Source organism: Acinetobacter sp. Brlt_5 (assembly GCF_051949055.1).
GTDB lineage: Bacteria > Pseudomonadota > Gammaproteobacteria > Pseudomonadales > Moraxellaceae > Acinetobacter > Acinetobacter indicus.
The window spans coordinates 1-3,277 of the sequence record NZ_JAYJLP010000038.1 but is presented as its reverse complement, the minus strand read 5'-3'; the positions used below and the strand labels follow the sequence as shown (position 1 = coordinate 3,277).

The window sequence follows — 3,277 nt, the reverse complement described above, 5'->3', positions numbered from 1 at the left end:
TGTTCAGAATAACATTGTTCCGCCAACAATCAATTCGGTAGATATTGAACCTGAATATAGGGATATATTTAACTTGACGTTACACCAATCACAACAACGGCAAGTGAATTACGCAATGAGTAATACTTTTGGTTTTGGCGGACACATTGCCACAAGTATTTTTAAAAAATATGCTGAATAGAGAGTAGGTGCTAACTTCGGTTTGCTCGTGTTGGCGCTAAATCGAAAGTTCAAGTATCCCAACATGTTCCTTCGTATAGAAGTTAAAAGTTGGCAATTATCGTAGAACAACCTACAGACAACACCAATATGTAACCGATAAATAATTACAAAATATGACCGACAGAGTAAACATCATCAATAACTACATCGATGGATACAACCAATTTGATATCAAAAAAATGGTTGCAGACCTTGACGATAATATTGTTTTTGAAAACATTCAAAATAATGATATAAGTTTATCGCTGAAAGGGTTAACAGCGTTTAAACAACAGGCAGAAACAGCAAAAACATACTTTGCAAAGAGAACACAGACAGTTAAATCGTTTAGGCATTTTGACAACAGCACTGAAATAGAAATTGATTATACAGCAATTTTAGCAATTGACTTTCCGAACGGCTTAAAAAAAGGGCAAAAGCTAAAGTTATCAGGAAAATCCGTGTTTGAATTTAAAAAAAACAAAGTGATTAAATTGACAGACATTAGTTGACATTAAAACCAGCGAACAAGAATATGACTTTACTAAAACATAAAAAAATTACAATAATTGGTGCCGGGCCTGTTGGATTAACAATGGCGAGATTGTTACAGCAAAACGGCGTGGACATTACAGTTTACGAGAGAGACAAAGACCAAGATGCAAGGATTTTTGGTGGGACACTTGATCTGCACAGGGATTCGGGACAGGAAGCAATGAAAAGAGCGGGATTGTTACAAACTTATTATGACTTAGCTTTACCAATGGGTGTAAATATTGTTGATGAAAAGGGCAATATTTTAACCACAAAAAATGTAAGACCCGAAAATCGTTTTGACAATCCTGAAATAAACAGAAATGACTTAAGGACTATCCTATTAAATAGTTTACAAAATGATACCGTCATTTGGGATAGAAAACTTGTTACCCTTGAACCTGATAAGGAGAAGTGGATACTAACTTTTGAGGATAAATCGAGTGAAACAGCAGATCTGGTTATTATTGCCAATGGTGGAATGTCTAAAGTAAGAAAATTTGTTACCGACACGGAAGTTGAAGAAACAGGTACTTTCAATATACAAGCCGATATTCATCAACCGGAGGTGAACTGTCCTGGATTTTTTCAGCTTTGCAATGGAAACCGGCTAATGGCTGCTCATCAAGGTAATTTATTATTTGCGAATCCTAATAATAATGGTGCATTGCATTTTGGAATAAGTTTTAAAACACCTGATGAATGGAAAAGCAAAACGCGGGTAGATTTTCAAGACAGAAATAGTGTCGTTGATTTTCTCCTGAAAAAATTTTCCGATTGGGACGAACGCTACAAAGAACTGATTCGTTTGACATCATCTTTTGTAGGGTTAGCGACACGAATATTTCCCTTAGATAAGTCTTGGAAAAGTAAGCGTCCATTACCCATAACGATGATTGGAGATGCTGCTCATTTGATGCCTCCTTTTGCAGGACAAGGCGTAAACAGTGGGTTGATGGATGCCTTGATATTGTCGGATAATCTGACCAATGGGAAATTTAACAGCATTGAAGAGGCTATTGAAAATTATGAACAGCAAATGTTTGCTTATGGAAGAGAAGCACAGGCAGAATCAATAATAAACGAAACGGAAATGTTCAGCCTCGACTTTTCTTTCCAAAAACTAATGAATCTATAAAACAGAAAGGCGAGGAAATGAAAGAGAAAATAGTTAAAAAAAACGGAATAAGACTTTTTACCGAAAGTTTTGGATGTGAAAAAGATCCGGCAATACTCTTGATTGCGGGAGCAACGGTATCCATGTTGTATTGGGATGCTGAATTTTGCCAGAAACTATCTGAAAAGGGATTTTTTGTTATTCGCTACGACAATAGGGACGTAGGAAAATCTACTAATTACGAACCGGGTTCAACCCCCTATGATATTGTTGACTTAACCCATGATGCTATTTCAATTTTGGACGGCTATAAAATAGTCAAAGCCAATTTTGTGGGAATTTCACTGGGCGGACTGATTTCTCAAATAGCATCAATAAAATATGCCGACAGGGTAAGTTCAATAACACTAATCTCATCAGGTCCTTGGGGCGACTCAGACCCCACAATTCCTGAAATGGATACGCGTATTTTAGATTTTCACGGAAAAGCTGAAACCGTAGATTGGACAAATGAAGACAGTGTGGCAAATTATTTAATTCAAGGTGCTGAATTGATGAGCGGCAGGAAACAATTTGACAAACAAAGAAGTGAAAAACTGATTAGAGCCGAATTTAAAAGAGCTAATAACTATATAAGTATGTTCAATCATGCGGCACTGCAAGGTGGTGAAGAATACTGGAACAGATTGAGCGAAATCAATCAACCAACCTTAATTGTACACGGAACGGACGATAAAATATGGCATTTTAAGAATTCAGCAGTTTTACTTGAAAAGATAAACGGCTCAAAACTAATAACGCTTGATGGAACCGGACACGAACTACATTTCGAAGATTGGAATAAAATTATTGATGGAATAACGCAACATACAACAAATAACAAAAGAATGAACAAATAGGGTATTATGTATTTCCAAATCAACGGTTTAGAGATTGAAGCTAATATCAATGTGTTATGACGCTCAAGCTGGTGGAGCCGCTGCGCGAGCTGTTTAAAGATGAGGTGCGCAAGATCGGTATGGAGTTAGGTCTGCCCTACGACATGGTTTACCGTCATCCCTTCCCTGGCCCTGGCTTGGGTGTGCGTATTCTTGGCGAAGTAAAAAAAGAATATGCCGACAGGTTGCGCTTGGCTGATGCCATCTTTATCGAAGAGCTGTATGCCGCTGACCTGTATCACAAAACCAGCCAAGCCTTCGCTGTATTCTTGCCAGTGAAGTCGGTTGGCGTAGTGGGCGATGCCCGCCGCTATGAGTATGTGGTGGCATTGCGCGCAGTAGAAACTATCGATTTTATGACAGCGCGCTGGGCACACTTGCCGTATGAGTTTTTAGAAACGGTTTCTAGCCGCATCATTAATGAGATTCCCGGTATTTCGCGGGTAACCTACGATGTTTCCTCAAAGCCGCCGGCAACTATTGAGTG

3 protein-coding genes and 2 pseudogenes are annotated in these 3,277 nt (G+C 38.4%); all 5 read left to right on the top strand.

From position 1 onward, the window contains the following. Window positions 1-181 (top strand): annotated as a pseudogene (locus tag VF685_RS13970) (hypothetical protein); the annotation flags it as partial. Between the two features lie 154 nt (window positions 182-335). Then, window positions 336-713: a hypothetical protein gene (locus VF685_RS13965; protein WP_044502095.1), complete on the top strand. Its 378-nt coding sequence runs from the start codon at window positions 336-338 to the stop codon at window positions 711-713. A gap of 23 nt (window positions 714-736) precedes the next feature. Next, window positions 737-1,873: a tetracycline-inactivating monooxygenase Tet(X) gene (gene tet(X), locus VF685_RS13960; protein ID WP_044502094.1), complete on the top strand. Its 1,137-nt coding sequence runs from the start codon at window positions 737-739 to the stop codon at window positions 1,871-1,873. A 17-nt stretch (window positions 1,874-1,890) separates the two neighbouring features. Continuing rightward, a complete protein-coding gene (gene estT, locus VF685_RS13955) occupies window positions 1,891-2,751 on the top strand; it encodes a macrolide hydrolase EstT (RefSeq protein WP_077782102.1) in 861 nt (286 codons plus the stop codon). 56 nt (window positions 2,752-2,807) lie between these two features. Then, a pseudogene (locus tag VF685_RS13950) lies at window positions 2,808-3,277 on the top strand (GMP synthase (glutamine-hydrolyzing)); the annotation flags it as partial.